Genomic DNA, 24,996 nt, shown 5'->3' with positions numbered 1-24,996 from the left:
ACTATTAACTCGATCACTGGAACAGCGGTAGATACAAATACAATTATGAATAAATGGCCCAGTCTGAAGCAGTTACATTATTTAGTGACACTGCATGAAACTCGACATTTTAGCGAGGCAGCAGAACGTTGCTTTGTCAGTCAATCAACGTTAAGTAAAGGGATTCAGAATCTTGAAGAGTTGATAGGTTGTCCGCTTTACGAAAAGAAAGACAAGAAAAGCCCGTTGGTTTTTACCCAGACGGGAGAAATGGTCGTAAAGCAAGGTCGAGAGCTATTGGCCAAAGGACAAGATTTAGTAGAACTTGGCCGATTATGTCAGGGCGATGATATGAAAGGCCAGTTGAAGGTTGGGTGTATTCCAACGATTGCACCGTTCTTATTGTGTGACCTCGTCCAAGAGGTGAATTATCGATTCCCTCAACTAAACCTTCTATTAAGAGAAGACACCACCACCAATTTGTTGCAAGCGCTGCGTCATGGTGAGTTAGATGTATTGATCTTAGCATTGCCTGTTGAAATCGATGGCATGGAGAGTCGCGTCGTCGGCAAAGATCCGTTCCGTATGGTGATCAGTGCAAACCAAGTCGATTCGATTCCTGTACCGATCCGTTATGACGATCTGCCGGATGAGTCGGTGTTCCTATTAGAGAAAGAGCATTGTTTAACTGAACATGCAGTTTCAGCTTGTAAGCTGACCGATAAAGAGAAAATTAACCCGTTTACGGCAACCAGCTTACATACCTTGGTGCAGATGGTCGCGAACGGCTTAGGTACCACTTTTATTCCTCAAATGGCAATCGAACACGGCTTGTTACACAACCAAAATTTGGTGGTGATCGACCCTCCTGGCCAGCAAGCGTATCGCGAAATTGGTTTGGTTTGGCGCCCTAGTTCATCAAGAACAAACACTTTTAACCAACTTGCAGATGTGGTTTCCGAACTGCTTTAGCTATTAGTATTAGCCTTTACTTCCTCACTATTTCTCTAAAAGCGCACTGGAAACGGTGCGCTTTCTAGTATTTTATTCTGTCGGTGAACTTTGACTTGTAAAATTTCACAGCTTTATTTTCGTGAAGCTTTCATAAAATTGTGAAATTTCACAATGTTAATTTTACACAATTGGCTGCGCATTGTGTTTAACCTCCGTTTAAATTCCTTACGCTAGACCTTATGAGTACAAGGTTTTCTCGCTTGCCTCTATATTCATACACCTGTTTTAAATCATATTTCATTGCAAAATTTAATGTAATTTAATTACGTAATAACTTACAAATTGGCATCCAAAATCAGTGCTTTGTTTGGTGCCGAATAAAACTTCGAATTTTGTGTTTTGTTTGTCTAGGGGGTTTCGTTAAACCCTTTGTTGATATAGCTTATTTAAAGGCTGCTAAGACTTATGTCTAGATTGAAAAAGCACTCAGGCTTAAGCAATCTATGAACACGGCCACACAGATTGAACACAAAGTTAAAGAATGTATTTTGTTGTTCATAACTTACAAATGTAGCTTTACGCTGACTGCCCAAGATAGATAAAGCACGTTAAGGATGAATGATTATGCTTGCTCAGACAGAACAAAAAACACCACCATCACAGCAAACCCAAGGCATGCTTGAGGTGACTGGAGCACTTGCTCCGGAGCATCAAGCTATTTTCCCTGTTGAAGCCCAAACCTTTTTATCTCTGCTGTGTGAAAAATTTGCTGGGCGTGTTGAAGAGTTGCTGGAAGCGAGAGAAGAAAAGCAAGCACGCATCGACGCTGGGGAGTTGCCAGACTTCCTGCCTGACACACAAGATATTCGTGAAGGTAGCTGGAAGATCTTAGGTATTCCTCAGGATCTACAAGATCGCCGTGTTGAGATTACAGGCCCAACGGATCGCAAAATGGTGATCAACGCTTTGAATGCAAATGTAAAAGTATTCATGGCGGATTTCGAAGACTCTATGTCGCCAGCTTGGGACAAGGTTCTCGATGGTCAAGTTAACTTGCGAGATGCCGTTAATGGCAACATTAGCTACACCAACCCTAGCAATGGCAAGCATTATCAGCTGGTGGACGACCCAGCGGTGTTGATCTGCCGTGTTCGCGGCCTTCACTTAAAAGAAAAACACGTGACGTGGCACGGTCAGATCATTCCAGGCGCGCTTTTTGATTTCGCACTGTATTTCTACAACAACCACAAAGCATTGCTTCAAAAAGGCAGCGGTCCATATTTCTATCTTCCTAAACTGCAGTCTCATCATGAGGCGAAGTGGTGGAGTGAAGTTTTCCATTTCACAGAAGAATATTTTGGTTTAGAGACTGGCACGATCAAAGCGACCGTGCTGATCGAAACGTTACCAGCTGTGTTTGAGATGGATGAGATTTTGTTCTCACTTAAAGAGCATATCGTAGGGCTGAATTGTGGTCGTTGGGATTACATTTTCAGTTACATCAAAACACTGAAGAAACACCCAGATCGTGTTCTGCCAGATCGCCAAGTCGTCACCATGGACAAACCATTTTTGAACGCCTATTCGCGTTTGCTGGTTCGTACTTGTCACAAGCGTGGTGCTTTCGCGATGGGAGGAATGGCCGCCTTTATTCCCGCGAAAGACCCGCAAGAAAACCAGAAAGTGTTGGATAAAATTCACAACGATAAGTCACTTGAAGCGAATAACGGTCACGACGGTACGTGGGTTGCTCACCCGGGGCTCGCCGATACTGCTATGGAAGTATTCAGTGCGGCACTTGGAGAGCGAACAAATCAACTAGATGTTAGTCGCTCCGAAGATGCGCCAATTACCGCAGCCGAGTTGCTAGAACCGTGTGACGGTGAACGTACAGAAGAAGGCATGCGCCACAACATTCGCGTTGCGCTGCAATACATCGAAGCTTGGATTTCTGGAAACGGCTGTGTACCAATCTACGGATTAATGGAAGATGCTGCGACTGCTGAGATTTCTCGCGCTTCAATCTGGCAATGGATTCAGCACGGTAAGTCACTCGACAATGGTCAGCAGGTGACAAAAGCACTGTTCGAAACCTACTTGCACGAAGAAGTGGAAGTAGTGAAACAAGAAGTGGGCGAAGAGCGTTATCAAGCCGGGCGTTTTGAAGAAGCCGCACAATTGATGGCGAAGCTAACAACTAGCGATGAGCTAACCAACTTCTTAACCGTTCCTGGTTATGACTACCTGGACTAAGAATTCTTAACTGTAATACCAATAACGTGAAAACTTTCGAGGCAGATAGGGATGTACTGCCTGAGAACGGAAACTCAACGCACAAACAAAAGTGCAAATAATAAAGAGGGATAGACCAATGACATTGACTCGCCGCCAACAAATTGAAGCTCTGGAAAAAGACTGGGCAACGAATCCACGCTGGAAAAACGTAAAGCGTACGTATACTGCAGAAGAAGTCGTAGAACTGCGTGGCTCGATGGTACCAGCAAATACAATCGCACAACGTGGTGCTGATAAGCTGTGGTCACTGGTCAACGGCAGTGCGAAAAAAGGTTATGTAAACTGTCTTGGTGCACTGACAGGTGGTCAAGCCGTACAACAAGCGAAAGCGGGTATTGAAGCGATTTACCTATCAGGCTGGCAGGTAGCGGCAGATAACAACACTGCATCGACTATGTACCCGGATCAGTCGCTATACCCAGTGGACTCAGTGCCTTCAGTGGTTAAGCGCATTAACAACTCTTTCCGTCGTGCTGACCAAATTCAGTGGGCGAATGGCAAGTCTCCTGAAGATGAAGGTGGTATTGATTACTTCCTACCAATCGTAGCGGACGCAGAGGCGGGCTTTGGTGGCGTGCTAAACGCATACGAACTGATGAAGTCGATGATCGAAGCCGGTGCTGCTGGTGTTCACTTTGAAGACCAACTAGCTTCGGTTAAAAAATGTGGTCACATGGGCGGTAAAGTACTGGTACCGACTCAAGAAGCGGTACAAAAACTGGTAGCTGCGCGTCTTGCTGCAGACGTTTCTGGCACAACAACGCTAGTTATTGCACGTACTGATGCGAACGCGGCAGACCTGCTAACTTCAGATTGCGACCCATACGATAAAGACTTTATTGAAGGTGAGCGTACTCAAGAAGGCTTCTACCGTGTACGTGCAGGTATCGACCAAGCGATTTCTCGTGGTTTGGCTTACGCACCATATGCAGACTTGATTTGGTGTGAAACTGCAACGCCGTGTCTAGAAGAGGCGCGTAAGTTCGCAGAAGCGATTCACGCTGAGTACCCAGATCAGCTGCTTGCATACAACTGTTCGCCATCGTTCAACTGGGAGAAAAATCTCGATGCAGAAACCATTGCGAAGTTCCAGCAAGAGCTTTCAGACATGGGCTACAAGTACCAGTTCATCACGCTAGCGGGTATCCACAACATGTGGTTTAACATGTTTGAATTGGCACACGCTTATGCGCAAGGTGAAGGTATGCGTCATTACGTTGAGAAAGTTCAACGTCCTGAATTCCAAGCAGCAGAGAAAGGCTACACCTTCGTGGCTCACCAACAAGAAGTGGGTACAGGTTACTTCGATAGAATGACGAACACCATCCAAGGTGGTAACTCATCTGTCACTGCGCTTACCGGTTCGACCGAAGAAGACCAATTCTAATTGGCACTGCAACACTTCCTTAATCAGCGTCAGTAATGGCATATTTTGAGCGGCATCCCGGCCGCTCTTTTTTCGCCTTTATAACGCTTCTTCATCCGGTTCAATTTCTTCCGGCTCAACCTCTTCTTGCAGTTCAAGCAAGTTGATCGCGATCGTAACGAAGTCCGTGTCAGTAATGATTCCAACCAGATGCCCTTTATGCACGATAGGCAAGCAGCCCACTTTGTGCTTTTGCATGTAAATGGCGCTCTCTTTTAGACCCGCTCTTGGCTCTGCAGTCATGATGTTAGTGTGCATCATTTCGTAGAGAGGCGTATCGAGGGTAAAAGATTGTTCAGCGTCATCTGGGTGCAAACAGGATTCTTGAGCAGCAAGAATATCACGTTGAGTCACCAAGCCTTGTAAGTGATGATTGGCGTCAACAACCGGAATATGTCGAATATCCAACGCGTCCATCATGCTCTTTGCATCGCGCAAGGTATGCGTGCGTAGCAAGGTATGAGGGTTGCGAGTCATCATGTCTTCAACCTTGATCATAGAGACCTCCAGCGGCATTGTCCTTTCTTTAAATATAGAGAATATTTTGCCGTATATCTGGGAGCCAACTCGTTTTTCATCAATTAAATAGCACAATGTTCTTGCGCCTCTTTTTTACTGCGTAATCTGTGTGTTATCGATGTTTTTATTAATTTGAATAAGTTGGTTTGCGTGCGAGTCAGTTGGCATTTTTGATTGATATTGAATGTGTACCCAAGGTAATCCAATGAATTGAATCGCACATTTTTATTCGTTGGATTTTCCAAGATTCGTCTCTCGAAGAAGATACGCTCAGGCTTACCAAATTGAAGACGATTATGTACAAAAAATTATTTGCACTGATGGCTGCTGCAATGAGTGTCCAATCCGCTCAGGCCATCGTTTTGGGCAGTGTGGAGTCAAATCCTGCGGATCGCGTTGCGATTCGAGCCAGTAACATGGCGGAATTTCAAAACTGTGGCGGCACTATGGTCACTGACCAGTGGGTAATGACTGCGGCCCACTGTGTCGTAATGGGGCAAGGTTCGAACGAAGCGAGCGATTACGTTACCCAGCCGGGTGAACTGTCTATCACCGCTCGTGTACATAATCTTCACGATACGAGTATCGACAACTACTACACCGTTTCGCATGTCGTCGTGCATCCAAACTACACTCGTATCTCGAAAGCGGATGTTGACAGCAAGGGGAATGTGAAGCCTATTCAAACGGCGCTCGATAATGACATTGCGCTGCTTTACCTTACTCGCCCAGTTACTGGGGTGAATGTGGCTGACCTCGCCACGAAAGAAGACATGATCAGCATTGAGGCACGATTAGCTGCGGATTGGAACGATAACTACGACACCAACCAGCGAACTGAAAATGTTCAGGTTTATGGATGGGGAACAACAACGCCAATGGCATCGGAGGCTTCTCCTTTGTTACAAACCACTCAGATCGGTTTTCTTCCGATAGACAAGTGTTATGAGCGTCTGGAAATTGGCAATAGCTATCCGGGGTTGATTAACTCTAGAAGCAACGCGACTAAGATCTGTACAGTGCCTACATTCAATAGGATTTTAGAGCCAAGCAGCAGCACTCAATATGGTAACTCTGCTTGTAAAGGGGACAGCGGTGGCCCGCTGCTGGACATTGCGACAGGCAAGCAAATTGGGGTCGTGAGTGGTGGTCCTTTGGTATTACCGACTTGTGGCTCGCTGACCATTCCAAGTTTTTATACGAAGGTCAGTAACTACTACGATTGGGTTCAGTCTTACATTACTGCCGACACACCACCAAACCGTTACATCACTGAACCAAATTTTATCATCAATGCTAGAGAAGAAGCGGGCAAAGAGTGTCACGATGGTATTGCAACCAATAATTGTGATTTCAAAGGTTCCGATGACGATGGCGGCAGTCTAAATCTCTGGTTGTTGGCTCTGTTCGCTCCTTTAGCATGGTGGCGCAGACGCGAAGCTTAATCACGTTAACGATGTTGAAAGAAACGAGCAGCGCACGTCGCTGCTCGTTTTATTGTTAGGTTGGCGCTGTATAAATGACGATGAGTGCGTCGTCAAAATAAATGTCCTTACGCCATGTAAGAATATTGCCAAGTGATCGCGGATTTTTACGTTTTATTACACTCTTCACCATGGCTTTTACAGCGATATTCTGGGGATTTGCTTGCTATTGCAGCATGTAAACATATACTAGTCTGCTGCGAAAAACTCGTCGCAATTTAATCGTCTTCTTTGACGTGATTTGACCAATATATAAGACAAGTAACATGCAAGTATCAGATTTCCATTTCGACCTTCCAGATGAACTCATCGCTCGTTACCCTCAACCAGAGCGTACCGCAAGCCGACTACTACAAATGGACGGCAATACTGGCGAGCTTATAGATGGCACATTTACCGATGTGTTAAACCAAGTTCAAGCTGGTGACTTAGTGGTTTTCAATAATACCCGTGTTATTCCAGCGCGTATGTTTGGTCGTAAAGAATCTGGCGGTAAGTTAGAGGTGCTAGTGGAACGCATGCTAGATGAGAAAAGCATTCTTGCGCACGTTCGCTGCTCTAAATCACCAAAACCAGGCACTACTATTATTGTGGGCGAGAATGACGAATACTCAGCTGAAATGGTGGCTCGTCACGACGCCCTATTCGAACTGAAATTTAACTCTGATAAGACGGTATTAGAAATTTTGGAAGAAATTGGCCACATGCCACTTCCTCCATACATTGACCGCCCAGATGAAGACGCAGATAAAGAGCGTTACCAAACTGTATATAACCAAAAACCAGGCGCAGTAGCAGCACCGACGGCTGGCCTGCACTTTGATGACGTTCTTTTAGATAAGATCAAAGCCAAAGGCGCTGAGTTTGCTTACGTTACACTACACGTCGGTGCAGGTACGTTCCAACCAGTAAAAGTGGATAACATCAACGATCACCACATGCATGCAGAGTATGTAGAAGTACCGCAAGAAGTGGTGGATGCCATCAATGCAACCAAAGCTCGCGGTGGTCGTATCATCGCAGTGGGTACAACATCAGTACGTTCACTCGAAAGTGCAGCGCAAGATGCATTGAAGAAAGGCACTGAATTGGTTCCATTCTTCGGCGATACTGAAATTTTTATCTACCCTGGTTACGAATACCAGCTGGTGGATTGCTTGATCACTAACTTCCACTTACCAGAATCAACATTGATCATGTTGGTGAGTGCGTTTGCTGGCTACGAGAACACCATGAATGCTTACAAGCATGCGGTGGAAAACAAATACCGCTTCTTCTCGTACGGTGATTCAATGTTCATCAAAAAGAAAACGATTTAGTAAAAAATAAGATTTACGAGTGCTAGCAGTAAGCTAGGAAATAAAGCATTCATTGCTTTGTCTCTCGCAAGGAAAAGCGACCGCTCCTTAAAGTAGGGCAGAGCCCTAAACACTCAGTCAGACTGTTTCTCTGACATTCGGAGGCATCGTGAAATTAAAATTCGATCTTAAGAAGAAAAACGGCAATGCGCGTCGTGGTCAACTGACTTTCGAACGCGGCACTGTCCAAACTCCAGCGTTCATGCCAGTCGGTACCTACGGTACGGTTAAAGGCATGACACCAGAAGAAGTAAAAGGCACAGGGGCAGAAATTCTGCTAGGCAACACGTTCCACTTGTGGCTGCGTCCTGGTCAAGAAGTGATGAAAATGCACGGTGACCTGCACGATTTCATGAACTGGCAAGGTCCTATTCTTACCGATTCAGGCGGTTTCCAAGTATTCAGCCTAGGTAAGATGCGTACTATCACAGAGAAAGGTGTTCACTTCCGTAACCCTGTGAATGGCGACAAGATTTTCATGGATGCAGAAAAGTCGATGGAAATTCAAAAAGATCTAGGCTCTGACATTGTAATGATTTTCGACGAGTGTACGCCATACCCTGCGACACATAACGAAGCGAAAAAATCGATGGAAATGTCGCTACGTTGGGCTCAACGCTCACGTGATCACTTCGATAAGCTAGAAAACCCGAACAACCTATTTGGTATTGTTCAAGGTGGTGTTTACGAAGACCTTCGTGATGTATCGGTAAAAGGCCTAACTGAGATCGGTTTTGACGGCTACGCAGTGGGTGGTTTGGCGGTTGGTGAGCCAAAAGAAGACATGCACCGTATTCTTGAGCACACTTGTCCACAACTTCCAGAAGATAAGCCACGCTACCTAATGGGCGTAGGTAAACCGGAAGACTTGGTAGAAGGCGTTCGTCGCGGTATCGACATGTTTGACTGTGTAATGCCTACGCGTAACGCACGTAACGGCCACCTATTTGTGACTGGTGGTGTGATCAAGATCCGTAATGCGAAACATAAAACGGATACAACGCCGTTAGATCCGCATTGTGACTGTTACACTTGTCAGAACTACAGCAAGTCGTACCTTCACCACCTAGAGCGTTGTAACGAAATTCTAGGTGCTCGTCTGAATACGATCCACAACCTGCGTTACTACCAGCGTCTGATGGAAAGCATTCGTAAGGCGATTGATGAAGACCGTTTCGATGAGTTTGTTCAAGAGTTTTACGCTCGTCGTGACCGCGAAGTGCCACCACTAAGCAAAGCTTAAAAGAATTAAAGCCTTTGGCATGTCGCCAGAGGCTTTTGCTAATAAAGTAGGCTAACGCACGTTATTTTTGAGAGAGCGATCTCTATTAGTCACTCTCAGACTTGAATCTAAATTGCGAAAGCCCAACTTGTTGGATTATCAATAAAATATAATGAGGATGTTTTAATGTTTATTTCTCAGGCTCACGCAGCAGCAGAAGGCGCGCCAGCTGGCGGTGGTTTCGAAATGCTAATCATGCTTGGCATGTTCGCAGTGATTTTCTACTTCATGATTTACCGTCCACAAGCGAAACGTGTTAAAGAACACAAGAACCTAATGTCTTCTATGGGCAAAGGTGACGAAGTTCTGACCAGCGGCGGTCTAGTGGGTAAAATCACTAAAATCGCTGAAGACAACGACTACATTTCAATTGAGCTTAATGCGAACAATGAAGTTGTAATCAAGAAAGACTTCATCACTGCAGTGCTGCCAAAAGGTACGCTTAAGTCTCTATAAAACAGCTAAAGGGTCCTCGCTGTGCTAAACCGTTACCCATTATGGAAGTACTTGATGGTGTTTTTTGCCATCATCACCGCTGCATTGTATGCGCTTCCAAATATCTACGGTGAAGATCCGGCTATTCAAGTTACAGGGGCGCGTGGCGCCTCTGTAGATATGTCAACGCTGGATGCTGTCACCACTGCTCTTGATAAAGAGCATCTCTCTCATAAATCCATTGCTCTCGAGAATGGATCAATTCTTGTTCGTTTCAACGACACTGATACTCAAATTAGTGCTCGTGATGTCATCAGCGAAGCGCTTGGCAAAGACAAAATTGTTGCACTTAACCTTGCTCCTTCTACTCCAGATTGGCTAGAAGCAATTGGTGCGTCGCCACTTAAACTAGGTCTTGACCTACGTGGTGGTGTTCACTTCTTGATGGAAGTGGATATGGACGCAGCAATGGAAAAGCTTGTTGGTCAACAAGAGGAAGCTTTCCGTAGTGAACTTCGTGACGCTAAGATTCGTTACCGTGCAATCCGTCCTTCTGGCAAAGAAGGGGTGGAAGTACTGCTACGTGACGAAGAGCAACTGGCTGAAGCGAAGCGCACGCTAACGAAGAATCATCCTGACATGAACTTTGTCGAGTCTGATTCGAATGGTCGTTACGCTCTTATCGCCACTTTTACTGAGCAACGTTTGCAAGAGATTCGTAACTACGCTGTAGAACAAAACATCACGATTCTACGTAACCGTGTAAACGAGCTGGGTGTTGCTGAGCCGCTTGTGCAACGTCAAGGCGCTAGCCGCATCGTTGTTGAGCTGCCAGGTGTTCAAGACACAGCTCGTGCGAAAGAAATTCTCGGTGCTACGGCAACTCTTGAATTCCGTGAAGTTGATGATAAAGCTGATTTAGCTGCGGCGGCGAATGGCCGTGCACCTGCGGGCAGTGAAATCAAACAAGATCGCGATGGTCGTCCTGTTGTACTTAAAAAGCGTGTCATCCTAAGCGGCGCTAGCATCACGGATGCAAGTTCTAGTGTGGATGAATACGGTCGCCCTCAAGTTAACATCTCGCTAGACAGCGAGGGTGGTAACAAGATGTCGGCGTTCTCAAAGAAAAACATTGGTAAGTTAATGGCTACCGTGTTTGCTGAGTACAAAGACAGCGGTCGTAAAACGCCTGAAGGCAAAGTTATCCTGACTAAGCACGAAGAAGTGATAAACCAAGCAACGATTCAATCTGCACTTGGCCGTAACTTCCGTATTACAGGTATTGACTCTGCTGCTGAAGCGCACAACCTCGCACTTCTATTACGTGCTGGTGCACTTATCGCACCGATCTCTATCGTTGAAGAACGTACCATTGGTCCGTCAATGGGGCAGCAAAACATCGACATGGGTATCCAAGCGTGTGTTTGGGGTATGGTAGCTGTAATGCTATTTACTCTGCTTTACTACCGCGGCTTTGGTCTGATTGCCAATATTGCGTTGATGGCTAACTTAGTGTTGATCATTGGTGTGATGTCGATGATTCCAGGGGCAACGATGACGCTGCCAGGTATTGCCGGTATCGTATTGACTGTGGGTATGGCCGTCGATGCTAACGTACTGATCTTTGAACGTATCCGTGAAGAGCTGCGAGATGGACGTAGTCCACAACAAGCGATTCACCAAGGTTACGCCAACGCATTTAGTACCATTGCCGATGCGAACATCACGACGCTTATCACTGCAATCATTCTGTTTGCTGTTGGTACAGGTGCAGTGAAAGGTTTCGCAGTTACTCTATCTATCGGTATCTTAACTTCAATGTTCACCGCCATCATTGGTACACGTTGTATCGTGAACCTACTGTACGGTGGCAAACGCGTTGATAAATTGTCGATCTAAGGCTGGGAATTAATATGTTTCAAATTCTAAAAGCAGAGAAGTCGATCGGCTTTATGCGTTGGTCAAAAGTGGCGTTCGTATTCTCAATCTTTATGATTGCCGCTTCTATCTTCACATTATCAACCAAATGGCTGAACTGGGGTCTAGACTTCACGGGCGGTACGCTAATCGAAGTTGGCTTTGAAAAACCAGCTAACCTTGAAGAAATCCGTACAGCACTTGATGCAAAAGGTTTCGGAGATGCGACAGTACAGAACTTTGGTAGTGCTCGCGATGTGATGGTGCGTCTTCGTCCTCGTGACGACGTTTCTGGCGAAACGCTAGGTAACCAAATCATCGGTGCGATCAAAGAAGGTACTGGTGAAAGCGTAGAAATGCGCCGTATCGAGTTTGTTGGTCCAAACGTTGGTGATGAACTAACTGAAGCGGGCGGTCTGGCGATCCTTGTGTCGCTCATCTGTATCCTGATTTACGTATCAATGCGATTTGAATGGCGTCTAGCAGCTGGTGCTGTAATGGCGTTGGCGCACGATATTATTATCACGCTGGGTGTATTCTCATTCCTACAGATTGAAGTGGACCTAACTATCGTGGCTGCGTTGCTAACGGTTGTTGGTTACTCGCTCAACGATACCATCGTAGTATTCGACCGTATTCGTGAAAATTTCCGCAAGATGCGTAAAGGTGATCCAGCGGACATCATGGATGCTTCGATTACACAAACATTGAGCCGTACGTTGATTACTTCTGGTACAACGTTGTTCGTAGTTATTGCACTGTTTGTACAGGGCGGGGCAATGATCCACGGCTTTGCAACGGCACTGTTGTTGGGTATCACGGTTGGTACTTACTCTTCTATTTACGTAGCATCTGCACTTGCTCTAAAACTGGGTATCCAGAAAGAGCACTTGATGCCACCGCAAGTAGAGAAAGAAGGCGCAGAATTCGACGAGATGCCATAAGGCTGATTGAGAATCGAAAACAAAAACCGCTGAACTCTCAGCGGTTTTTTTGTATCTAGACGTTGAGCAAAGAAGTAGAGTGTCTGGCGGACATCAAGTTTTTATAATCTAGCCCAAGTTTATAGAATCTAAACAATGTGGGTCTGGATACAAAAAAGCCCCGCTCAACGAGCGGGGCTTCTTAAAGTCATCAGCGTGACGGGCTAAATTGACTTTTAAATCTTACTTGAGGATCGCGCTGTTACCATTTTCGCGAATATGCTTAAGCATAGATTTCACGCCACGAGCGCTTGAAGCAACAATGTTACCAGACTTCATGTACTCAGTGCCGCCAGCAAAGTCAGTTAGGATTGCGCCAGCTTCACGAGCAATAAGCTCACCTGCAGCCATATCCCAAGGTTTTAGACCTAGCTCGAAGTAACCATCAACACGGCCAGCAGCCACGTAACATAGGTCAAGAGCAGCAGAGCCGCTACGACGGAAGTCAGCACATTCAGTGAATAGAGAACCAACGATCTTAATGTAAGACTCTGAGTGTTGCTTCTGCTTGAATGGGAAACCTGTTGCTAGAACAGTACCTTGAAGGTCTTTCAGCGGAGTAACACGAATACGTGCACTGTTTAGCTGAGCACCAGCACCGCGTTGTGCAGTAAATAGTTCGTTTTGCATTGGATCGTAAACACAAGCAACTTCAGTTTTGCCTTTGATACGAACAGCGATAGAAACCGCGAAGTGTGGGTAACCTTTTACAAAGTTAGTAGTGCCATCCAGTGGGTCGATGATCCATTGTACGTCTTTATCTTTACCTTCGATAAGACCTTGTTCTTCAGCAACGATGCAGTGCTCTGGGTAAGACTGCTTGATAGTATCGATGATGATGTATTCTGCTTCTTTGTCTACGTTAGTGACAAAGTCATTAGTGCCTTTAAGTGTAGATTCTACTTTATCAGTGTTTTCTAATGATTTAGCAATATGATTGCCTGCTTTTCGCGCAGCGCGAATAGCAATGTTTAGCATTGGATGCATACAAATTTCCCAACGGATGTTAAAGAACGAATAAAAGCGGCGGCGAGTATACCAAAGATAAATGAAAAAGGAAGTGGTTATTTTTTAGACGTTAATGAATAGTGTCATCTTTGATATCGCGTCATACAACACAACAATTGATGAGAATGCGAATAGAAGTCAGCTTCTCCCTAGGGTGTGTTAAAAAACTATGGTAACATCCTGCGGTTTTAATTTAGGTAGCAATCATAGATGTTGGATCAAGTAAAAGTCGTACTCGTAGGTACCTCACATTCTGGCAATATTGGCTCAGCAGCCCGAGCAATGAAGGTGATGGGTTTAAGCCAACTTGTATTGGTCGATCCACAATGTGAAGTGGATGAACAAACGCTAGCACTGGCCGCTGGTGCCGCTGATATCGCTCAGAATGCTCAAGTCGTAAGCACACTGGAAGAAGCTATTGAAGACTGTGGTCTTGTGGTAGGTTCAAGTGCTCGCTCTCGCACATTAGAATGGCCAATGCTTGAGCCACGTGAATGTGGTGAAAAGTTTGCAGTTGAAGGCCAAAAACATCCGGTAGCTTTAGTGTTTGGGCGTGAAAGAACAGGCCTAACTAACGAAGAGCTACAAAAGTGCCACTATCATGTATGCATTCCTGCTAACCCTGAATACAGTTCCCTGAACTTAGCGATGGCGGTTCAAACGCTAAGCTATGAAGTTCGTGTTGCTCATCTTAATCTTGAGCAGAAACAATTCTCACCAGTTGAAGTCGAAGAGTATCCTCGTCATAAAGAGCTAGAAATGTTCTTTGACCATCTTGAAAAGGTCATCGTAGAGACCCAGTTTATAAACAAAGAACAACCTGGCCAGGTGATGAATAAGTTGCGTCGTCTTTTCTCTCGAGCACGACCAGAGACTCAAGAGTTGAATATTCTTCGCGGTATTTTGACCTCGATTGAAAAGAAGCTCTGAATAAAGAAATAACCTTTTTAGGTGTAAGGATGAATACTTGAGTAATTTAGTCAAATAAATACTTGACCATTTTACTCGGGTATGGAAAAATCTTAACCATTACAAACCATGTGGATACGGTGTGGTATGAAACTTACATCTAAAGGAAGATATGCGGTGACAGCCATGCTGGATGTGGCACTGCATTCGCAACAAAACCCTGTACCTCTTGCTGATATTTCAGAACGTCAGGGGATCTCGCTCTCTTACTTAGAGCAGCTTTTTTCTAAATTGCGTAAAGCAGGTCTCGTTGCCAGCGTTCGTGGTCCTGGTGGTGGTTACCGACTTGGTGCCGACGCACATAGTATCGCTATCGGTACTGTGATTGCGGCCGTTGATGAGTCAGTTGACGCAACCAAATGTCAGGGCAAAGGAGATTGCCAAGGCGGGACTCGTTGCTTAACTCATACGCTATGGCGTGACCTAAGTTCTCGCATTAGTGACTTCTTGAATAACATCACTCTTGGTGAGTTGATGACAGACAATGAAGTGCTAGAAATTTCTGATCGTCAGGATATTGATCTGGCGGTAACTCATGGGCTTTCAAACAAAAATACAACCGCCGCGCCCATCGGTGTAAACGTCCGCTCTTAGCGGTCAGCATTTTACATTGGAGTAGAGAATGAAACTGCCGATTTATCTTGATTATTCCGCTACATGTCCAGTTGATCCACGTGTTGCTGAAAAAATGGTTCAGTACATGACAATGGATGGCACATTTGGCAACCCAGCTTCACGTTCGCACCGTTACGGCTGGCAGGCAGAAGAAGCGGTAGATACTGCTCGTGAGCAAATTGCTGACCTTCTAAATGCAGATCCTCGCGAAATCGTATTCACATCTGGTGCGACAGAGTCTGACAACCTTGCGATTAAAGGTGCTGCGCACTTTTACTCGAAAAAAGGCAAACACGTAATCACGTGTAAAACAGAGCATAAAGCGGTTCTTGACCCATGTCGTCAACTGGAACGTGAAGGCTTTGAAGTGACTTACCTAGAGCCAGAATCAAACGGCCTTATCGATCTTGAGAAGCTGAAAGCGGCAATGCGCGATGACACCGTGCTTGTGTCTATTATGCACGTAAACAACGAAATCGGTGTAATTCAAGACATCGCAGCCATCGGCGAATTATGTCGTGAGCGCAAGATCGTGTTCCACGTGGATGCAGCTCAGTCTGCTGGTAAATTGCCAATCGACGTTCAAGAAATGAAAGTTGATTTGATTTCATTGTCAGCACACAAAGTCTACGGTCCTAAAGGTATCGGTGCACTTTACGTACGTCGTAAACCTCGTATCCGCCTTGAAGCACAAATGCACGGCGGCGGTCACGAGCGTGGTTTCCGTTCTGGTACGTTAGCAACTCACCAAATCGTAGGCATGGGTGAAGCTTTCCGCATTGCAAAAGAAGAGATGCAGAAAGATTACGACCACGCACTAGCACTTCGTAACCGCCTTCTTAATGGTGTGAAAGACCTTGAAGCGGTAACAGTGAACGGTGACCTAGAGCAGCGTGTACCACAAAACCTAAACATCAGTTTTGCTTTCGTAGAAGGTGAATCTCTGCTGATGTCGCTAAAAGATCTAGCGGTATCTTCAGGTAGTGCATGTACTTCTGCGAGTCTAGAGCCTTCTTACGTACTTCGTGCCCTAGGCATGGATGATGAATTGGCTCACAGCTCGGTTCGTTTCTCATTCGGTCGTTTCACGACAGAAGAAGAAATTGATTACGCAATTGAACAAATCCGCGTTGCAGTGACTAAGCTACGCGACATGTCTCCTCTATGGGATATGTACAAGGAAGGGGTTGATCTGAGCACTGTTGAATGGGCTCACCATTAATCTCACGGACTGAATAGAGGATTCGAGGTAATTTATCATGGCATACAGCGAAAAAGTAATTGATCACTACGAGAACCCGCGTAACGTTGGTTCATTTGACAAAGAAGACCCATCAGTAGGTAGCGGCATGGTTGGCGCTCCAGCTTGTGGTGACGTAATGAAACTGCAAATTAAAGTGACACCGGAAGGTATCATCGAAGATGCGAAGTTCAAAACTTACGGTTGTGGTAGTGCAATCGCGTCAAGCTCACTAGTAACAGAGTGGGTAAAAGGCAAATCAATTGATGAAGCGGCTGCAATTAAGAACTCTGAAATTGCAGAAGAGCTAGAACTTCCACCTGTGAAAGTTCACTGTTCAATTCTTGCTGAAGATGCAATCAAAGCAGCGGTTGCTGACTACAAGAAAAAACACCAAGAATAATTATTCCGTAATATAATGGGAGCCTTTAACGCTCCCATTCCAATCGTAATTTAGACAGACTAAGGTGCAGTATGGCCATCACAATGACAGAAACAGCGGCAAGTCGCGTAAAAGCATTCCTAGATAACCGAGGCAAAGGTATCGGTTTACGTCTTGGAGTGAAGACGACAGGTTGTTCCGGCATGGCTTACGTACTTGAGTTTGTTGACGAGCTAAACGAAGAAGATGAAGTGTTTGATTTCTCAGGCGTGAAAATCATCATCGACAAGAAAAGCTTGGTGTACTTAGACGGTACCGAATTGGATTACGTGAAAGAAGGGTTGAATGAAGGTTTTGAATTCAACAACCCTAATGCAAAAAGTGAATGTGGTTGTGGTGAAAGCTTCAACGTCTAATTGATTGTCCTTCTGGGCAAGCGAGTCCGGAAGGCTTTACTAGGACCCGATCTTAATGAATCACTTTGAATTATTTGGGCTACCAAGTCAGTTTCAGCTGGATGGTAGCCTTCTTTCTTCTAAGTTCCGAGAACTACAAAAACGCTTCCACCCGGACAACTTTGCTACCGCCTCTGAGCGAGACCGCTTGATGTCGGTGCAAAAGGCTGCGCAAATTAACGATGCGTACCAAGTCCTCAAACATCCTATCTCTCGTGCGGAGTACATCTTGGCAGAGCAGGGAATGGAAATCCGTGGTGAGCAACAAACCATGCAAGATCCGATGTTCCTGATGGAACAAATGGAACTGCGCGAAGAACTAGAAGATATTGCTGACTGCTCTGATCCTGAATCGGCGCTTTTTGACTTCGATTCTAAGGTCAGCAAAATGTATAAGCAGCATTTGGCAAGCGTTGAGCAAGAGCTTAACGATGGTCTTTGGGCTGAAGCCGCAGACCGAGTTCGTAAATTGAAATTCATTGCCAAACTAAAGAACGAAATTGAACTGGTCGAAGATAAGCTTCTCGGCTAGTTAGCGTGACAAGGACCAATCATGGCACTACTTCAAATCGCAGAACCGGGCCAAAGCTCGGCACCTCATGAGCATAAGTTAGCGGCTGGTATCGACTTAGGTACTACCAACTCTTTGGTCGCTTCTGTACGCAGTGGCGATGCCACCACATTAAATGATGAGCAAGGTCGTAGCATTTTGCCATCGGTGGTGAATTACTCAGCAGAATCAACAGTGGTTGGTTACGATGCGAAAGCCAAAGCAGAGTTTGAACCTGAGAACACCATTATCTCAGTGAAACGCTTGATTGGCCGCTCGCTAAAAGACATTCAATCTCGCTACCCTTCATTACCTTACCGTTTTAAAGAGAGTGATAATGGCTTACCAGTACTGCAAACTGCTCAAGGGGATAAAAACCCGATTGAAGTTTCTGCAGATATTCTAAAAGCGCTAGGTAAACGCGCAGAAGAAACTCTAGGTGGAGAGCTTGCGGGCGTGGTAATTACCGTTCCAGCGTACTTCGATGACGCGCAACGCGCGGGCACGAAAGATGCGGCTAAGCTAGCGGGTTTACATGTACTGCGTCTTCTTAATGAGCCAACGGCAGCGGCGATTGCCTACGGTCTGGATTCAGGTCAAGAGGGCGTGATTGCCGTTTACGATTTAGGTGGCGGTACGTTCGATATCTCTATCCTACGTTTGTCGAAAGGCGTATTTGAAGTATTAGCAACAGGCGGCGACTCTGCACTTGGCGGTGATGACTTTGACCACCTATTAGCGGATTACCTAATGGAGCAAGCTGGCCTAGAAGCGCCGCTTTCTGCTGAGAAAAACCGTGCATTACTGAACATTGCAACGGCGACCAAAATTGCTTTCTCTGAGCAAGACAGCGTAGAAGTTGACGTGTTTGGCTGGAAAGGCACTGTAACACGCGAGCAGTTCGAAGATCTGATTCGCCCACTCGTGAAGAAAACTCTGATGTCTTGTCGTCGTGCACTGAAAGATGCTGACGTAGAAGCGGAGGAAGTACTTGAAGTGGTGATGGTTGGTGGCTCAACTCGTACCTTGCTTGTCCGTGAAATGGTAGGCGAATTCTTTGGCCGCACACCACTCACTAGCATCAACCCTGATGAAGTGGTGGCTATTGGTGCGGGTATCCAAGCAGATATTCTTGCTGGTAACAAGCCTGACTCTGAAATGCTGCTGCTTGACGTGATTCCATTATCATTGGGTATTGAAACCATGGGGGGGTTGGTTGAGAAAATCATTCCGCGCAACACCACGATTCCTGTTGCTCGCGCGCAAGAGTTTACCACCTTCAAAGATGGTCAAACGGCGATGAGCGTGCACGTTGTGCAAGGTGAGCGCGAGATGGTGGATGATTGTCGTTCACTTGCGCGTTTCTCACTAAAAGGTATTCCTCCTATGGCGGCAGGTGCTGCGCACATCCGAGTGACGTACCAAGTTGATGCTGACGGTTTACTATCTGTGACTGCAATGGAAAAGAGCACTGGTGTTCAGTCTGAAATTCAAGTGAAACCTTCTTACGGTTTAAGCGATAACGAAGTTGCGAACATGCTGCGTGATTCGATGACTCACGCCAAAGAAGACATGCAAGCTCGTGCGTTAGCTGAACAACGCGTTGAAGCCGACCGGGTGATTGAAGGTTTGATCGCTGCAATGCAAGCTGATGGTGATGAACTACTATCAGAGCAAGAAAAACAAGATCTATTAAAAGCCATTGAAGCACTGATTGAGCTGCGTAATGGTGATGATGCAAATGCCATTGAGCAAGGCATCAAAGATACAGACAAAGTTAGCCAAGACTTTGCGTCGCGCCGTATGGATAAATCGATTCGAGCTGCATTGTCAGGTCAATCAGTAGACGATATATAAGAGAAAGTAGTTATGCCTAAGATTATTGTATTACCACACGAAGATTTGTGCCCAGAAGGCGCAGTGTTGGAAGCGAAGACGGGTGAAACCGTTCTAGACGTAGCACTAAAAAACGGTATTGGTATTGAACACGCGTGTGAAAAATCGTGTGCTTGTACTACTTGCCACGTGATCATTCGTGAAGGTTTTGATTCTCTTGAAGAGAGCGAAGAGCTAGAAGATGACATGCTAGACAAAGCATGGGGTCTTGAGCCGGAGTCTCGTCTTGGTTGTCAGGCGAAAGTTGCGGATGAAGACTTGGTTGTTGAAATTCCAAAATACACGCTAAACCACGCGTCAGAAGATCATTAATACTATCGCTCCAAAATAGGGGCGAAGAAAAAGGAAGATGAGCAATGAAATGGACAGATTCTCGCGATATCGCGATTGAGCTTTGTGACAAGTTTCCAGATGTGGATCCACAAACCGTGCGTTTTACCGATCTTCATCAATGGATCATGGAGTTAGATGAGTTTGACGATGAGCCAAACCATTGTAACGAAAAGATCCTAGAAGCGGTCATCATGTGCTGGATGGACGAAGCAGACTGATGCTCAATTCGGCGGTAAAACGCAGCCGAGTTAACAATTCTTACTAAAAAAAGCGGACCTCTAGGTCCGTTTTTTTATCAAGTTGACATTTTTACCCTACATAATGCTAACATCCGTGAGTTATTAAAAAGAAGCGGCGTAGGCTACGCCGATATAAGACAAGGAGAAACCATGTCTACACAGATGTCTGTATTTTTAAGTCAAGATTCTGCTGCTCCACACTGGGGTGAGAAAGCACTACTTTCATTCTCTGAAACCGGTGCGACGATTCATCTAGGTGAAGGTCATGATCTTGGTGCAATTCAGCGTGCAGCTCGTCAGCTAGATGGCCAAGGAATTCATTCAGTTCTACTTTCTGGTGAACATTGGGATTTGGAAAGCATCTGGGCTTTCCATCAAGGTTACCGCAACCCGAAAAAACACGGTTTACTAGAATGGACTGCGCTTTCTGAAGAAGACCAAACTGAACTTCAAGCTCGCATTAAAGCGACCGATTTTACGCGCGATATCATCAACAAAACGGCGGAAGAAGTTGCACCTCGTCAACTTGCTACGATGGCGGCTGAGTTCATCAAATCTGTCGCACCAGAAGGCACAGTAACGGCTCGTATTGTTAAAGATAAAGATCTACTAGCGGAAGGTTGGGAAGGTATCTATGCGGTTGGTCGTGGTTCGGATCGCACATCAGCAATGCTGCAATTGGATTACAACCCGACTGGCGATGAAAACGCACCAGTATTCGCGTGTCTAGTAGGTAAAGGCATTACGTTTGATTCAGGCGGTTACAGCCTTAAGCCTTCAAACTTTATGAGTGCAATGAAAGCCGATATGGGCGGTTCAGGTACGATTACTGGCGGTTTGGGGTTAGCTATTTTGCGTGGTTTGAACAAGCGCGTAAAACTGATCTTATGTTGTGCTGAGAATATGGTTTCTGGTCGTGCGCTTAAGCTTGGCGACATCATCACCTACAAAAACGGTAAGACTGTTGAGATCATGAACACCGATGCAGAAGGTCGTTTGGTACTTGCCGATGGTCTTATCTATGCAAGCGAGCATAACCCTGAGTTGATCATCGACTGCGCAACGTTAACCGGCGCAGCGAAAAATGCATTGGGTAACGACTACCACGCGTTAATGAGCTTTGATGATGAACTTTCTAATCAAGCGCTAACAGCAGCAAACAAAGAGAAAGAAGGCCTGTGGCCACTGCCTCTGGCTGATTTCCACCGTGGTATGTTGCCGTCAAACTTCGCTGATTTATCGAACATCAGCTCTGGAGACTACAGTCCTGGCGCAAGTACCGCTGCTGCATTTTTGTCTTACTTTGTTGAAGACTACAAGAAAGGCTGGTTGCACTTCGACTGTGCTGGTACTTACCGTAAGTCTGCATCAGACAAGTGGGCGGCTGGCGCTACTGGTATGGGTGTCCGCACTCTTGCTCGCCTTCTTAATGAGCAAGCAGAAAAATAATATTTATGGTGGCGTCAGTTAGGCGCTGCCGTAGTCAAGTAAGTCACTTTTAAACACTATTATTACAAGTACAAAAAGGAAACTTTATGGCTCTAGAAAGAACGTTTTCCATTGTTAAGCCTGACGCTGTGGAAAGAAACCTGATCGGTGAAATCTACAATCGAATCGAGAAGGCAGGCCTACGCATTATTGCTGCGAAAATGGTTCACCTGACTGAAGAGCAGGCGAGCGGTTTTTACGCAGAACATGAAGGTAAAGAATTCTTCCAACCACTAAAAGAGTTCATGACTTCTGGCCCTATTATGGTTCAAGTGTTGGAAGGCGAAAATGCGATTGCACGTTACCGCGAATTGATGGGTAAAACCAACCCAGAAGAAGCGGCAGCAGGCACACTTCGCGCAGATTACGCGCTAAGCATGCGTCATAACTCTGTGCATGGTTCAGATAGTCCTGAATCAGCGGCTCGTGAGATTGAGTTCTTCTTCCCTGAGTCAGAAATTTGCCCTCGCTAATTGGTAGTTAGTTTGTGCTCGTAAAGATAGTTAGCCTCGGATAATTCCGGGGCTTTTTATTATCGAAACAGTTCGAAGGCGCATTGGTTAGGTTGTTCAATGTTTAACCGAAGTGTTTTTAATGCCTTAGCAAAGACAGGGTTTTAGACCTCTTGTTGTAGCTGCATAAAGGCTGTACAATTCGCGCCCTTATTCTTGTTTCAGTCATTGAGAGGCAACATGACTACTGAAAAAATCAATCTACTCGACTTTGATCGCAAAGGCATGCGTCAGTTTTTCGCGGAAGAACTAGGCGAGAAAGCGTTTCGTGCTGATCAGGTTATGAAGTGGATCTACCATTTCGGTGTTGATGACTTCGACAACATGACGAACATCAACAAGAAACTACGTGAAAAACTGCAGCACAAGTGCGAAATTAAAGCCCCAACGGTTGCAGAAGCTCAGCACTCTTCAGACGGCACGATTAAGTGGGCAATGAAGGTGGGTGACCAAGACGTAGAAACGGTTTACATCCCAGAAGAGGATCGCGCGACGTTGTGTGTATCTTCTCAGGTAGGTTGTGCGTTGGAGTGTAAGTTCTGTTCGACCGCTCAACAAGGCTTCAACCGTAACCTAAAAGTATCTGAAATCATCGGTCAGGTGTGGCGTGCTGCACGTGAAATCGGTTTGCAAAAAGAAACTGGTCGTCGTCCAATCACTAACGTCGTAATGATGGGGATGGGTGAGCCTCTTCTAAACATGAAGAACTTGATCCCTGCGCTAGAAATCATGCTTGATGATCTTGGTTTTGGTCTTTCTAAACGTCGCGTTACTGTATCAACTTCAGGTGTGGTTTCTGGTCTTGATCAGATGACAGGTAAGATTGACGTCGCATTGGCTATCTCCCTACATGCGCCAAACGATAAGCTACGTAGTGAAATCATGCCAATCAACGATCGTTGGGATATTCAAGACTTCTTAGCGTCAGTTCGTCGTTACATCGCATCTTCGAACGCAAACCGTGGCAAAGTAACAGTCGAGTACGTGTTGCTTGATCATGTGAACGATGACATGGATCACGCACGCGAGCTGGCTGAGTTGATGAAAGACACACCATGTAAGATCAACCTGATTCCGTTTAACCCGTACCCAGGTTCTCCTTACAAGAAGCCAAGCAACTCGCGTATTGACCGATTCCAAAAAACATTGATGCAATACGAGCATACGGTGACGGTTCGTAAAACACGTGGTGATGATATTGATGCGGCATGTGGTCAGTTAGTTGGTGACGTTATTGACCGTACTAAACGTACTGCGGCTTTAAAAGCTGCGCGCGGTGCAGAAACCATCGACGTAAAAGCGGTATAATTTGCCCCAAATTAAAAATAGCCAGAGCCTTTGCTCTGGCTATTTTGTTTGTTGTATTTGTAAAGTAACCCCTAAAATTGAATGGTTTTGGCGTTTATTTCAATTTACTGTGTCAAAGTTTGGACAAAAGCTTGAGCTATCTGTTAGTTTGAGTGGAAAGAGTTTTTGTCTTCGTTATACATTCGCTTATCATGGTGAAGAACATTCATGAAGACACCGATTATTCTCAACATTTTTTCTCATACGCTTTGCTGATTTTTGCAAAACGGGTATTCACACTCAATTGTTGAGAATTTCTTAAAAATATAATTTTGGTTAACGCGAACAGGCTAGCTATCTTTAAGTGAGGCTTAAGAACAACAACGAAAATAAATAACCGTGTTAGCCACTAAAACAGATTAAATACCACCATTATGACAGAACACGAAAATACCAATGAAGTACCGCTTTCGATTGAAGCGGGCACATTACTCAAAAACAAACGCGAATCTTTAGGTATGACTCAAAAGCAAGTTGCTGATCGCCTGAGACTTCGCGTTTCTGTTATTGAAGATATTGAAAACAACCGATTTGAATCTCAACAAGTAGCGACATTCACTCGCGGCTATTTGCGTTCTTACGCAAAGTTTGTCGGGCTAGATGAGAAAGTGGTGCTGGTTGCTCTAGAACAAACGGCAGATGTAAAGCCAAAAGAGCAAGAAATCGAAATGCAAAGCTTTTCTCGCAAAACCAAACACGAGAAACACAACAGCCGAATTATGTTGCTGACTTGGGTAATAGCCATTGTCATCATTGGTATCTCAGCAGCTTGGTGGTGGCAAAATCAGCAAGAAAATAGTCTCGCTCAAGTTGTAGCAGAGGCTAATGTTGAAACAAGCCAACCAAGTGCCGATGAAATTGCTGATATTGATCTAATGACCGAAGAAGAGCTGATCGCAAGTACTCCAGCAGAACTAGCGGCATCAAACAATACAGCATCAGAATCATCCATCAATGCAGCGCAAACTGATGAAGTGGTACCTGCAGAAACAGAAGAGTCGACAACAGAAGCAACTCAAGAACCAGTTGCTGTGATTGAAGCAGCAGAAGAGGTTCAAGAAGCATCTCCTGTAGTGCCAGAAGGTATGACTCTGCTCACCATGAAATTTAAAGCAGATTGCTGGATCCAAGTAAAAGATACAAACGGCAAAACACTCGTAAGTGGCACTCAGAAACCGGGTCAAGATGTAGAACTTACCGGAAAAGCGCCATTTAAAGTGATATTAGGCGCACCGGAAGGTGTAACAATGACATTTGCAAGTGAACCTGTCGACCTTTCTGGGTATACTTCAGGAAAAGTAGCTAGATTCACTCTACCGTTATAAAAAAT

The 24,996-nt window shown here is 45.4% G+C and carries 24 protein-coding genes; 22 read left to right on the top strand and 2 right to left on the bottom strand.

Annotated elements, in window-relative coordinates; translation table 11 throughout:
- Positions 1–45 precede the first annotated feature (45 nt).
- The 3 genes from NL646_RS17495 to aceA all read left to right on the top strand — a co-directional run bounded on the left by NL646_RS17495 (position 46) and on the right by aceA (position 4,615).
- Entirely contained in the window at positions 46–951 is a 906-nt protein-coding gene (locus tag NL646_RS17495) for a hydrogen peroxide-inducible genes activator (protein WP_005460156.1), read from the top strand.
- 606 nt (positions 952–1,557) lie between these two features.
- Positions 1,558–3,186, top strand: coding sequence for a malate synthase A (gene aceB, locus NL646_RS17490; protein ID WP_025522213.1), 1,629 nt, complete (start codon positions 1,558–1,560; stop codon positions 3,184–3,186).
- 118 nt (positions 3,187–3,304) lie between these two features.
- A complete protein-coding gene (gene aceA, locus NL646_RS17485) occupies positions 3,305–4,615 on the top strand; it encodes an isocitrate lyase (protein ID WP_005460165.1) in 1,311 nt (436 codons plus the stop codon).
- A 78-nt stretch (positions 4,616–4,693) separates the two neighbouring features.
- Here the strand turns inward: aceA and NL646_RS17480 are convergent, their stop codons facing one another.
- Complete coding sequence (locus tag NL646_RS17480; protein WP_005460159.1) at positions 4,694–5,152, bottom strand: CBS domain-containing protein; 459 nt, start codon at positions 5,150–5,152, stop codon at positions 4,694–4,696.
- A gap of 317 nt (positions 5,153–5,469) precedes the next feature.
- Here NL646_RS17480 and NL646_RS17475 point away from each other — a divergent pair, with 317 nt between their 5' ends.
- The 6 genes from NL646_RS17475 to secF all read left to right on the top strand — a co-directional run bounded on the left by NL646_RS17475 (position 5,470) and on the right by secF (position 12,593).
- Positions 5,470–6,618 (top strand): trypsin-like serine protease, encoded by a 1,149-nt coding sequence (locus NL646_RS17475; protein ID WP_253664488.1) that lies wholly within the window; start codon positions 5,470–5,472, stop codon positions 6,616–6,618.
- 305 nt (positions 6,619–6,923) lie between these two features.
- Positions 6,924–7,976, top strand: a complete 1,053-nt coding sequence (gene queA, locus NL646_RS17470; RefSeq protein WP_005460177.1) for a tRNA preQ1(34) S-adenosylmethionine ribosyltransferase-isomerase QueA — start codon at positions 6,924–6,926, stop codon at positions 7,974–7,976.
- A 148-nt stretch (positions 7,977–8,124) separates the two neighbouring features.
- A complete protein-coding gene (gene tgt / locus NL646_RS17465; protein WP_253664487.1) occupies positions 8,125–9,258 on the top strand; it encodes a tRNA guanosine(34) transglycosylase Tgt in 1,134 nt (377 codons plus the stop codon).
- Between the two features lie 165 nt (positions 9,259–9,423).
- Positions 9,424–9,753 carry a preprotein translocase subunit YajC gene (yajC, locus tag NL646_RS17460; RefSeq protein ID WP_005460204.1) on the top strand — a complete coding sequence of 110 codons (330 nt, stop codon included), beginning with the start codon at positions 9,424–9,426 and terminating at the stop codon, positions 9,751–9,753.
- 21 nt (positions 9,754–9,774) lie between these two features.
- Positions 9,775–11,631, top strand: coding sequence for a protein translocase subunit SecD (gene secD, locus NL646_RS17455; RefSeq protein ID WP_005460193.1), 1,857 nt, complete (start codon positions 9,775–9,777; stop codon positions 11,629–11,631).
- Between the two features lie 14 nt (positions 11,632–11,645).
- Positions 11,646–12,593, top strand: a complete 948-nt coding sequence (secF, locus tag NL646_RS17450; RefSeq protein ID WP_005460198.1) for a protein translocase subunit SecF — start codon at positions 11,646–11,648, stop codon at positions 12,591–12,593.
- A gap of 222 nt (positions 12,594–12,815) precedes the next feature.
- Here the strand turns inward: secF and suhB are convergent, their stop codons facing one another.
- Positions 12,816–13,619, bottom strand: coding sequence for an inositol-1-monophosphatase (gene suhB, locus NL646_RS17445; RefSeq protein WP_005460178.1), 804 nt, complete (start codon positions 13,617–13,619; stop codon positions 12,816–12,818).
- A gap of 231 nt (positions 13,620–13,850) precedes the next feature.
- On the opposite strand from suhB, the gene trmJ reads away from it, so the two are divergent.
- The 13 genes from trmJ (at position 13,851) to rodZ (ending at position 24,991) form a co-directional block, all read left to right on the top strand.
- Positions 13,851–14,570, top strand: coding sequence for a tRNA (cytosine(32)/uridine(32)-2'-O)-methyltransferase TrmJ (trmJ, locus tag NL646_RS17440; protein ID WP_005460175.1), 720 nt, complete (start codon positions 13,851–13,853; stop codon positions 14,568–14,570).
- A gap of 126 nt (positions 14,571–14,696) precedes the next feature.
- Positions 14,697–15,203, top strand: coding sequence for a Fe-S cluster assembly transcriptional regulator IscR (gene iscR, locus NL646_RS17435; RefSeq protein WP_005381720.1), 507 nt, complete (start codon positions 14,697–14,699; stop codon positions 15,201–15,203).
- Positions 15,204–15,231: 28 nt separating this feature from the next.
- Positions 15,232–16,446 (top strand): IscS subfamily cysteine desulfurase, encoded by a 1,215-nt coding sequence (locus NL646_RS17430; RefSeq protein ID WP_005460179.1) that lies wholly within the window; start codon positions 15,232–15,234, stop codon positions 16,444–16,446.
- Between the two features lie 37 nt (positions 16,447–16,483).
- The gene (iscU, locus tag NL646_RS17425; protein ID WP_005483070.1) at positions 16,484–16,867 is read left to right on the top strand and encodes a Fe-S cluster assembly scaffold IscU; all 384 of its coding nucleotides are present in this window, start codon (positions 16,484–16,486) and stop codon (positions 16,865–16,867) included.
- Between the two features lie 71 nt (positions 16,868–16,938).
- Positions 16,939–17,262: an iron-sulfur cluster assembly protein IscA gene (iscA, locus tag NL646_RS17420; protein WP_005482998.1), complete on the top strand. Its 324-nt coding sequence runs from the start codon at positions 16,939–16,941 to the stop codon at positions 17,260–17,262.
- A gap of 55 nt (positions 17,263–17,317) precedes the next feature.
- Entirely contained in the window at positions 17,318–17,833 is a 516-nt protein-coding gene (hscB, locus tag NL646_RS17415; protein WP_005460241.1) for a co-chaperone HscB, read from the top strand.
- A 21-nt stretch (positions 17,834–17,854) separates the two neighbouring features.
- Entirely contained in the window at positions 17,855–19,708 is a 1,854-nt protein-coding gene (hscA, locus tag NL646_RS17410) for a Fe-S protein assembly chaperone HscA (protein ID WP_025441331.1), read from the top strand.
- Between the two features lie 12 nt (positions 19,709–19,720).
- The gene (gene fdx / locus NL646_RS17405) at positions 19,721–20,059 is read left to right on the top strand and encodes an ISC system 2Fe-2S type ferredoxin (RefSeq protein WP_005460237.1); all 339 of its coding nucleotides are present in this window, start codon (positions 19,721–19,723) and stop codon (positions 20,057–20,059) included.
- Between the two features lie 44 nt (positions 20,060–20,103).
- Positions 20,104–20,298, top strand: a complete 195-nt coding sequence (gene iscX, locus NL646_RS17400) for a Fe-S cluster assembly protein IscX (RefSeq protein ID WP_005460231.1) — start codon at positions 20,104–20,106, stop codon at positions 20,296–20,298.
- Between the two features lie 171 nt (positions 20,299–20,469).
- Positions 20,470–21,768, top strand: a complete 1,299-nt coding sequence (gene pepB / locus NL646_RS17395; protein WP_253664486.1) for an aminopeptidase PepB — start codon at positions 20,470–20,472, stop codon at positions 21,766–21,768.
- A gap of 86 nt (positions 21,769–21,854) precedes the next feature.
- Positions 21,855–22,280 carry a nucleoside-diphosphate kinase gene (gene ndk, locus NL646_RS17390; RefSeq protein WP_005460254.1) on the top strand — a complete coding sequence of 142 codons (426 nt, stop codon included), beginning with the start codon at positions 21,855–21,857 and terminating at the stop codon, positions 22,278–22,280.
- A gap of 219 nt (positions 22,281–22,499) precedes the next feature.
- Complete coding sequence (locus NL646_RS17385) at positions 22,500–23,627, top strand: bifunctional tRNA (adenosine(37)-C2)-methyltransferase TrmG/ribosomal RNA large subunit methyltransferase RlmN (protein WP_015296287.1); 1,128 nt, start codon at positions 22,500–22,502, stop codon at positions 23,625–23,627.
- Between the two features lie 413 nt (positions 23,628–24,040).
- Positions 24,041–24,991 carry a cytoskeleton protein RodZ gene (rodZ, locus tag NL646_RS17380; RefSeq protein WP_020840137.1) on the top strand — a complete coding sequence of 317 codons (951 nt, stop codon included), beginning with the start codon at positions 24,041–24,043 and terminating at the stop codon, positions 24,989–24,991.
- Positions 24,992–24,996: the final 5 nt, after the last annotated feature.

The organism is Vibrio sp. Y20_XG_PY13, from assembly GCF_024181925.1.
Lineage (GTDB): Bacteria > Pseudomonadota > Gammaproteobacteria > Enterobacterales > Vibrionaceae > Vibrio > Vibrio parahaemolyticus.
The sequence above is the reverse complement of the archived record's forward strand: the minus strand, read 5'-3'. Positions and strand labels throughout refer to the sequence as shown.

Excerpts from the sequence above, each read along its gene's own strand:
- pepB (WP_253664486.1), top strand. The coding sequence starts at position 20,470 with ATGTCTACACAGATGTCTGTATTTTTAAGTCAAGATTCTGCTGCTCCA.
- queA (WP_005460177.1), top strand. The coding sequence starts at position 6,924 with ATGCAAGTATCAGATTTCCATTTCGACCTTCCAGATGAACTCATCGCT.
- hscB (WP_005460241.1), top strand. The coding sequence starts at position 17,318 with ATGAATCACTTTGAATTATTTGGGCTACCAAGTCAGTTTCAGCTGGAT.
- rodZ (WP_020840137.1), top strand. The coding sequence starts at position 24,041 with ATGACAGAACACGAAAATACCAATGAAGTACCGCTTTCGATTGAAGCG.
- NL646_RS17430 (WP_005460179.1), top strand. The coding sequence starts at position 15,232 with ATGAAACTGCCGATTTATCTTGATTATTCCGCTACATGTCCAGTTGAT.
- NL646_RS17480 (WP_005460159.1), bottom strand. The coding sequence starts at position 5,152 with ATGATCAAGGTTGAAGACATGATGACTCGCAACCCTCATACCTTGCTA.
- NL646_RS17495 (WP_005460156.1), top strand. The coding sequence starts at position 46 with ATGAATAAATGGCCCAGTCTGAAGCAGTTACATTATTTAGTGACACTG.
- ndk (WP_005460254.1), top strand. The coding sequence starts at position 21,855 with ATGGCTCTAGAAAGAACGTTTTCCATTGTTAAGCCTGACGCTGTGGAA.
- iscA (WP_005482998.1), top strand. The coding sequence starts at position 16,939 with ATGGCCATCACAATGACAGAAACAGCGGCAAGTCGCGTAAAAGCATTC.
- yajC (WP_005460204.1), top strand. The coding sequence starts at position 9,424 with ATGTTTATTTCTCAGGCTCACGCAGCAGCAGAAGGCGCGCCAGCTGGC.
- iscU (WP_005483070.1), top strand. The coding sequence starts at position 16,484 with ATGGCATACAGCGAAAAAGTAATTGATCACTACGAGAACCCGCGTAAC.
- trmJ (WP_005460175.1), top strand. The coding sequence starts at position 13,851 with ATGTTGGATCAAGTAAAAGTCGTACTCGTAGGTACCTCACATTCTGGC.
- fdx (WP_005460237.1), top strand. The coding sequence starts at position 19,721 with ATGCCTAAGATTATTGTATTACCACACGAAGATTTGTGCCCAGAAGGC.
- iscX (WP_005460231.1), top strand. The coding sequence starts at position 20,104 with ATGAAATGGACAGATTCTCGCGATATCGCGATTGAGCTTTGTGACAAG.
- aceA (WP_005460165.1), top strand. The coding sequence starts at position 3,305 with ATGACATTGACTCGCCGCCAACAAATTGAAGCTCTGGAAAAAGACTGG.
- iscR (WP_005381720.1), top strand. The coding sequence starts at position 14,697 with ATGAAACTTACATCTAAAGGAAGATATGCGGTGACAGCCATGCTGGAT.
- aceB (WP_025522213.1), top strand. The coding sequence starts at position 1,558 with ATGCTTGCTCAGACAGAACAAAAAACACCACCATCACAGCAAACCCAA.
- suhB (WP_005460178.1), bottom strand. The coding sequence starts at position 13,619 with ATGCATCCAATGCTAAACATTGCTATTCGCGCTGCGCGAAAAGCAGGC.
- NL646_RS17475 (WP_253664488.1), top strand. The coding sequence starts at position 5,470 with ATGTACAAAAAATTATTTGCACTGATGGCTGCTGCAATGAGTGTCCAA.
- NL646_RS17385 (WP_015296287.1), top strand. The coding sequence starts at position 22,500 with ATGACTACTGAAAAAATCAATCTACTCGACTTTGATCGCAAAGGCATG.
- secF (WP_005460198.1), top strand. The coding sequence starts at position 11,646 with ATGTTTCAAATTCTAAAAGCAGAGAAGTCGATCGGCTTTATGCGTTGG.
- hscA (WP_025441331.1), top strand. The coding sequence starts at position 17,855 with ATGGCACTACTTCAAATCGCAGAACCGGGCCAAAGCTCGGCACCTCAT.